The sequence below is a fragment of the Corynebacterium sp. CCM 9204 genome (assembly GCF_041357695.1).
In the GTDB taxonomy this organism is placed as follows: domain Bacteria; phylum Actinomycetota; class Actinomycetes; order Mycobacteriales; family Mycobacteriaceae; genus Corynebacterium.
This window is the reverse complement of sequence record NZ_JAUERX010000007.1, coordinates 76244-83855: the sequence shown is the minus strand read 5'-3', so window position 1 is coordinate 83855 and position 7612 is coordinate 76244. Positions and strand designations below refer to the sequence as shown.

The following is a 7612-nucleotide window of genomic DNA, read 5'->3' as shown; positions in this document are numbered from 1 at the left end:
AGGAGCTGATGCCTGGCTCAGGTGGCGAGGTTGGGTCTTCAGGCGAAGTGGAACTGGGATCCTCGGTTTCCGGTGTTGGGCTGTTCCTGGCTTTGATTCCGTTCGTTCTGGCTGTGAGCCTGCTGGCGAAATCTCCGTCCAGTGAAGCTGAAGCCCCGAAGCCGGAAGACGGACCTCGGACGGAGGTGACGACAACGGAAACTCCTCGGCCGTCAGAGACCGGAACTCCGGAACCCGGTAAGCCGGGTAAAGGGATCAGCAAGGAGTCTCCGGTTCCGGAAACTCATCCTTCCGGGACAATTTCGAACAGCGCAGGAACGGTCACGGCTGCGCCGTCGTCCAGCCAGCCGGATCAGCACGATGCCGCTGTTGTGGACAATGAAGGTAGGACACTGGCGGTGACTGGCGCGAATGTTCTGTGGACTTTGGTCATTGGTCTGATGCTGAGTGCACTGGGTGTTTTCCTGGTCACTATCCGGCGGCGGAGGAACTAGTTTCCTTTTGACCTGATCACGCTGTACCCCGCCTCTTCGGTATGAAGGGGCGGGGTACAGTTCTGTCTGGGCTGAGCCAGGATAGTTAATTGACCGGACCCGTTGCCTCGGGTCAAGGAAAATATGAGGGTTCTTCCGCAGTACAACTCTGTCGCCAGTTCCAGTGGCGAACTCTTCTCAGGGCGGCTGTGCGACCGTAAACAGGGACATCTTATCGTCGCCTGCGGTAGGTCTGTAAGGTGCCGGTATCGGGATCGGTAGGGGATGTCCTCACCAACGGACAGAGGGACGGAATGCTTTTACCGTATTCAGTGGGTGGACATTCCGGTCGACTGGTGCGAGAGGCTCAGTGTCTACTTAGCCGGGCGGGATTTAGCTGTATCGACGGTGATGTAGGATTGCCGCATTTTCGACCTTCTCAGGGTGATTCGCTCCACCACTCCGAGGATGAGCATGAAGACGATGAAGACTGCGTAGATCGCGGCGGTGGTGAGAATCGCCCGGGGCAGTCCGATCTCGGCGGCGTTCATGAAATCGTAGGGGTAATACCCGGCGGTGACCTGGCCACGCCAGAACGTCCAGGCGGTCCAGACTGCCGGGATGAAAAGCGCGCCGAGAACCGTGTTCACTCGGACATCGGGCCGGTGGCGTTGGGAGAGATGGAGCAGCCAGATCACCGGGAGAAGCACCGGCATGATGCCGTGGATGATGGGTGCCGTGAAGGCCTGGGTTCCGGTGTGCGGGGAGCCGTCGGCAATCAGGAGGTGGTACACCAGACCTGTCGCCATTAGCATGATCGTGGCATCGATGCGGAGTACCGCTCCGAACCATCCACCGTCTCGGCCGCGGGTGAACCACAAGGCGTAGGAAACACCGGCGGCAGCGCCCAACAGATTCGACCACAAGGTGAAGTACGAGTAGTAGGCCAGGAGTTTGTCTCCCGTCGACTCGAATGCCGGGAAATCGGTGAAGGGGGTTGTCGCGGCACCGTAGCCGCCGACGACGGCCGCGCTCACGCCGAGGAGGGCGGCGACGAACCCCAGGAATCGGATCACAGATGATGTCACTGGGATGACCTTACAACATGTATCGGCTCCGCGGCGTTGGAAGTCGAACCATGATGGGTTGGAGAAGTTTCTTCATGGCCGTGTTCGCTACCGGCGTACAGCCTGTGAATCGGCCTTCGAAAAGCATTTTACCTGCAGGGATGTATCCGAAGGGTGGGAAGTTGTGTCGCCTGGTGCCTGATATGCGCGGTGGTGCGGATTATCGGCCTTGGTGGGCGGGTTACAGTGGTGGCACTAACACCCAGCGATTCCAGGGGAGAGATATGTTCGAGAGGTTTACCGACCGCGCCCGCCGCGTCATCGTCCTGGCTCAGGAGGAGGCGCGGATGTTGAACCATAATTACATCGGCACCGAGCACATTCTTCTGGGTCTCATCCACGAGGGTGAGGGCGTCGCGGCGAAGGCACTCGAGTCCATGGGGATCTCGTTGGACGCCGTCCGTCAGGAGGTCGAGGAGATCATCGGTCACGGCACCCAGCCGCACACCGGTCACATTCCCTTCACCCCGCGCGCCAAGAAGGTTCTCGAGCTCTCGCTCCGCGAGGGATTGCAGATGGGTCACAAGTACATCGGCACCGAGTTTCTGCTCCTCGGCCTCATTCGTGAGGGAGAGGGGGTCGCCGCCCAGGTGCTCGTCAAACTTGGCGCCGACCTGCCCCGAGTTAGGCAGCAGGTCATCCAGTTGCTCTCGGGGTATGAGGGTGGACAGGGTGATTCCCCGGAGTCTGCCTCCGGGCCGGAAGCAGTCGGGGCGGGGTCGAATCCGTCCGGTCGTGCATCGGGGCCTGCCGGTGAGCGCTCCAATTCGCTGGTGCTCGACCAGTTCGGTCGTAACCTGACCATCGCGGCAAAGGAGGGCAAGCTCGATCCGGTCGTCGGCAGGGAGAAGGAGATCGAGAGGATCATGCAGGTCCTCTCCCGTAGGACGAAGAACAACCCTGTGCTCATCGGTGAACCCGGTGTGGGTAAAACAGCCGTCGTTGAGGGTCTTGCCCTGGATATCGTCAACGGCAAGGTTCCGGAGACCTTGAAGGACAAGCAGGTTTACTCACTCGATCTCGGTTCCCTCGTCGCGGGTTCCCGTTACCGCGGTGACTTTGAGGAGCGCCTGAAGAAGGTACTCAAGGAGATTAACCAGCGCGGCGACATCATCCTGTTCATTGATGAGATCCACACCCTCGTTGGTGCAGGTGCGGCGGAAGGCGCCATCGACGCGGCCAGCCTGCTCAAGCCGAAGCTGGCTCGAGGTGAACTTCAGACGATCGGTGCGACCACGCTTGATGAGTACCGGAAGCACATCGAGAAGGATGCCGCCCTTGAGCGCCGTTTCCAGCCAGTTCAGGTGCCTGAGCCGAGTGTCGAGATGACGATTGAGATTCTCAAGGGCCTGCGTGACCGCTACGAAGCACACCACAGAGTTTCCATCACGGATGGGGCGCTCTCCGCTGCGGCGAATCTTTCCGACCGCTACATCAACGACCGTTTCCTGCCGGACAAGGCCGTTGATCTCATCGATGAGGCAGGTGCCCGCATGCGTATCAAGCGGATGACTGCACCTGAGGGGCTGCGGGAGATCGACGAACGCATCAATGATGTCCGCCGGGAGAAGGAAGCGGCCATCGACGAGCAGGACTTCGAGAAGGCTGCGGGACTTCGCGACAAGGAGCGCAAGCTCGGCGAAGAGCGTGCGGAGAAAGAGAAGCAGTGGCGGTCCGGGGATCTGGAGGAGATCGCCGAGGTCGGCGAGGAGCAGATCGCCGAGGTACTGGGCAACTGGACGGGTATCCCCGTGTTCAAGCTCACCGAGGAGGAATCCTCCCGGCTGCTGCGCATGGAGGATGAACTGCACAAGCGGATCATCGGCCAGGATGACGCCGTCAAGTCGGTTTCCCGTGCGATCCGGCGTACCCGTGCTGGTCTGAAGGATCCGAAGCGCCCGAGCGGTTCGTTCATCTTCGCGGGTCCGTCCGGTGTTGGTAAGACCGAGCTGTCGAAGGCTCTGGCAAACTTCCTCTTCGGTGAGGATGACGCGCTCATCCAGATCGACATGGGTGAGTTTCATGATCGTTTCACCGCTTCCCGCCTGTTCGGTGCACCTCCCGGATATGTCGGATACGAGGAGGGCGGGCAGCTCACCGAGAAGGTACGCCGCAAGCCGTTCTCCGTGGTGCTCTTCGACGAAATTGAGAAGGCGCACAAGGAGATCTACAACACTCTGCTCCAGGTGCTGGAGGAAGGTCGTCTCACCGACGGTCAGGGACGTGTCGTCGACTTCAAGAACACGGTGCTCATCTTCACCTCGAACCTGGGTACCCAAGACATCTCCAAGGCTGTGGGGATGGGATTCTCCGGTAGTGGTGCGTTGGGGGTCGAAGGTCAGTATGAGCGGATGAAGCAGAAGGTCAACGACGAGCTGAAGAAGCACTTCCGCCCCGAGTTCCTCAACCGCATTGATGATGTGGTGGTGTTCCACCAGCTCACTGAGGAGCAGATCGTCGAGATGGTCGATCTCATCGCCGCCCGCGTCACCAAGGCATTGCACGCCAAGGACATGGATCTCGAACTCACCGATAAAGCGAAACGCCTACTGGCCAAGCGCGGATTCGACCCGGTACTCGGTGCCCGTCCGCTGCGTCGCACCATCCAACGGGAGATCGAGGACACCCTGTCCGAGAAGATCCTCTTCGGAGAGCTCGGCGCTGGTGAGATCGTGACCGTCGACGTTGAGAACTGGGACGGGGAATCCAAGGGGACGGACGCCATCTTCACTTTCGTCCCGCGACCCAAGCCGCTTCCGGAAGACACCGACTTCAGTGAGATCAGTGTCGAAGCCGCCGAGGCGATCAAGGAAGTCGCGGATGCCGCTGACGGTGACGTACCCGAGAGCGACACTGCCCGGGAGATTGAGGCGGAGAACGTCATCGAATCCGCCGAGAACGTCGAGAATCCCGACCATCCTGATCAGAGTAAGGGGCGGCACTCGGCCTCCGACGATGACGGTGGCGCGCAGGGTGGCGGACAGGCCCCTGCAGGTACCGTTTAAACATTGGAACAACATCGAAACCCCGACCAGAGTCCCACGGTCGGGGTTTCGGTGTTGTTCCGTGGTCGGAGCGCACCGGGCGGTAGGTCTGCACGATGAACTGCATCGGGATGACAGTACGGGGAAGACACTTCACCCGTCCCCACTGTGCTTTAGATCCTCTTCTAAGGAATAGGGTAAGGGGAGCGCTCTCGTACGACAGCAGTTCAGATCCGTAACCAGGTCTGCCAGATCGTAGAAGCAGGAAGTGGTGTGGACAGAGGTTCGGCCGTGTCCGGCGTATCTTTCTTATGGAGCGGAGATCAGCCACTATGAGGGTGAGATTACAGAAACGGGGGCGTGGCAGGGTCGTAGAATGAGGTGCAGGGTGCCCGAAATACCGCAGATTCCGGTAGCGTACGGAAGTAGTCGGAAGTTTCCGGGCACCATTCCATCATCATTGCGTCGGATCCTCCATCGTGGGGCATCGTGCGATCTGTGAAACAGAGAGAAAGCGGGAGCATCAGTGGGGCTGAATTATCGTCGACGTACGTCACTCGGAAAGAAAACATGGCTCAATCTGTCAAAATCGGGCGCGTCCGTGTCGAGGCGTTTCGGTCCGTTGACGGTGAACTCGCGCGGTCGGATCTCACTTCGTCTTCCGGGCGGACTCAACTGGCGGGGACGTTGGCGCTGAGGTTCCGGCTACGGAAGAAAGAGTCGGGGAACACCTCGGCGAGGTGCGAGGAAGGTGAATGGTACTGATGGCTGATGGCCAGTCAGACGGAGAACTGCAACAACTGATCCGGATGCAGCAGCAGATGGGGCGGGAAGCCGATGCCGTTCTCCGGCTCGGCCTGATGATGACCGCCGCAGGTACCGCAGGTTACCGGGTGCAGCGTGCGATGAAGCGGGCGGCTCGTTCCCTCGGGTTCGACAGACTGGATGCGATCATCTCGGTGAACACCATCACCTGCACGTTTCATCGGGGTGAAATGTTTCGCACCGTCGTGGCGAATCATCATGAACCTGCAGTCGATGCTTCGCGGATTGAGGCGCTGGAGGACCTCACCCATCACATGCACCGCCGTTTCACCGTCGAGGAGCTCAACGATCACTTGACCGTCATCGAGCGGAATGTGGTCAAACGTTGGTCTCGGTTGCTTCTGGCTGTCGCTGCCGGGCTGGCGTGTGCGTCCTTCGCGATCCTGAACCGGTATCCGTTCAGCGAGGCCGCTGTCGTTGCGGTGTCCGCAGCCTGCGGACAATTTATCCGGGTGACGCTCGGCAAGAGGCACTTCAATCAACTGGGGACGGTCGCCGCAGCGGGGTCCGTCGCCTGTCTCGTGTACTGGTTGGTCGCAGTGATCCTGGAGATGACGGGGCGTGCTGACCCGACGTCCTTCACTGCGGGATACGTGGCCGCCGTGCTGTTTCTCATTCCCGGATTTCCACTGTTCTCCGCGCTGCTGGATCTCACTCGTTTCGACATCACCGCGGGGATCTCCCGGTTGACGTACGCATTGAGTGTCATTGTCACCGCCACAATCTCAGTGAGCATGATCAGCATGGTTACCGGACTCAACCCGCTACCTGCTTTTCCCGGCCCGCCGTCCGTGGGCTGGTGGGGTGCTGCCGCAGTCGCCAGTTTCACTGGCGTCGCGGGTTTCGCGATGTTGTTCAACTGTTCGCGACGGATGGCGCTGTTGGGTGCTGCGGTTGCGACGGTGGCGAACATGCTCCGTCTGGTTCTCGCCGCGCATGGTGCACCGCAGCATCTTGCCGCGTTCATCGCCGGAGTGCTCATTGGTCTCACTGCGGTTCTGATCCATCGGGCTGCCAGGATCCCACGAATCACCGTGACGGTCCCGGCGTCGGTCATCATGATTCCCGGCGTGGCCATGTACACCTCGATGTATGCGTTGAACACCGGGGACATGGATCTGGCGATCTCATCGGCGGCGTCCGCAGCGCTCGTCGTGGTCAGTATCGCGGCGGGCTTGGCGCTCGCTCGGATGCTCACTGACCGGGATTGGGCCTACGGGCGGAGTATCGATCTCAAGAAACAGCTCACGGACCCTACCGAGCACCCCGGAGCGGAAGCCCGATCCGACCGTCACCCCGGTCCTCAACGAGACCATCGGTGAGGAGACTGAGTAGCGCCCGGGACCGTTGAGCGGCATCCGGCCATACGGCGTCGATCTCTGCGCGGGCAACCGGGCCGTGTGCACCCCGGAGAACGGCCATGATCTTGCCTCGGACCTGGCGGTCGGTACCAGCGAACTTCTGCACCCGCTTTTTCGCCGCTCCCAGTTCTTCCGGGGTGGGGTCCGGACGACCTGCCCGTTGCCAGGCGCAGTCGGTCCGTACGGGGCAGTCCGCACACTTCGGACGGGTTGCGGTGCAGACCAGGGCTCCGAGTTCCATCAGTGCGACGGAGAATCTGGGAGCCTGCTCCGGGTCGGAGGGCAACAGCTTCTCGATGTCGCTGAGATCCCGGCGGCGCGGTGGACCGGGGAGGAAACGGCCCTCCACGAGTCGCCGGTACACTCGCCGTACGTTGGTGTCCACGACCGGAACGCGGCACCCGTAGGCGAATGCCGCGACTGCGCGGGCTGTGTAATCGCCGATGCCGGGAAGGGCGAGAAGCTGATCGACATTGTTCGGCACCTGACCGTCGTGACGTTCGGTGATTGCGGCGGCGCATTCCTGTAGGCGGAGGGCACGCCGCGGATAACCGAGGCGTCCCCACGCGCGAAGTACTTCATCGGTACCGGCGGCGGCAAGAGCTGCGGGCGTGGGCCAGCGTTCCATCCACTCGCACCAGACCGGCTCGACCCTGCGGACGGGGGTCTGCTGACTCATCACCTCGGACAGCAGTATTCCCCAGGCATCCGTGGCGGGAGTCCGCCACACGATGTCACGCCGATTGGCTTCATACCAGCGCAGGAGAGGGAAGGTGATCACAGTGGGACGAGTCTATCGGGTTTCGGCAGTGAGCCGTATATCGAGGAAATGCCCCCACTTG

Annotated in this window: 6 protein-coding genes; 4 read left to right on the top strand and 2 right to left on the bottom strand. The window is 61.0% G+C overall.

The window, feature by feature from the left end; translation table 11 throughout:
• Window positions 1–494 (top strand): LPXTG cell wall anchor domain-containing protein (locus QWU43_RS11490; protein WP_370917900.1); only part of this gene is annotated, 494 nt, incomplete at its 5' end.
• A 353-nt stretch (window positions 495–847) separates the two neighbouring features.
• Here QWU43_RS11490 and QWU43_RS11485 read toward each other — a convergent pair.
• Window positions 848–1561 carry a Pr6Pr family membrane protein gene (locus QWU43_RS11485; RefSeq protein ID WP_370915740.1) on the bottom strand — a complete coding sequence of 238 codons (714 nt, stop codon included), beginning with the start codon at window positions 1559–1561 and terminating at the stop codon, window positions 848–850.
• Window positions 1562–1824: 263 nt separating this feature from the next.
• Here QWU43_RS11485 and QWU43_RS11480 point away from each other — a divergent pair, with 263 nt between their 5' ends.
• The 3 genes from QWU43_RS11480 (at window position 1825) to QWU43_RS11470 (ending at window position 6731) form a co-directional block, all read left to right on the top strand.
• A complete protein-coding gene (locus QWU43_RS11480) occupies window positions 1825–4605 on the top strand; it encodes an ATP-dependent Clp protease ATP-binding subunit (protein WP_370917899.1) in 2781 nt (926 codons plus the stop codon).
• Window positions 4606–5110: 505 nt separating this feature from the next.
• On the top strand, window positions 5111–5281 hold the full coding sequence (locus QWU43_RS11475) for a DUF4236 domain-containing protein (RefSeq protein WP_370915742.1): 171 nt from the start codon (window positions 5111–5113) through the stop codon (window positions 5279–5281).
• 67 nt (window positions 5282–5348) lie between these two features.
• A complete protein-coding gene (locus QWU43_RS11470; protein ID WP_370915743.1) occupies window positions 5349–6731 on the top strand; it encodes a threonine/serine exporter ThrE family protein in 1383 nt (460 codons plus the stop codon).
• On the opposite strand, the gene QWU43_RS11465 is transcribed toward QWU43_RS11470, so the two are convergent.
• Window positions 6664–7551 (bottom strand): A/G-specific adenine glycosylase, encoded by an 888-nt coding sequence (locus QWU43_RS11465; protein WP_370917898.1) that lies wholly within the window; start codon window positions 7549–7551, stop codon window positions 6664–6666. The genes QWU43_RS11470 and QWU43_RS11465 overlap by 68 nt on opposite strands.
• Between the last annotated feature and the right edge of the window lie 61 nt (window positions 7552–7612).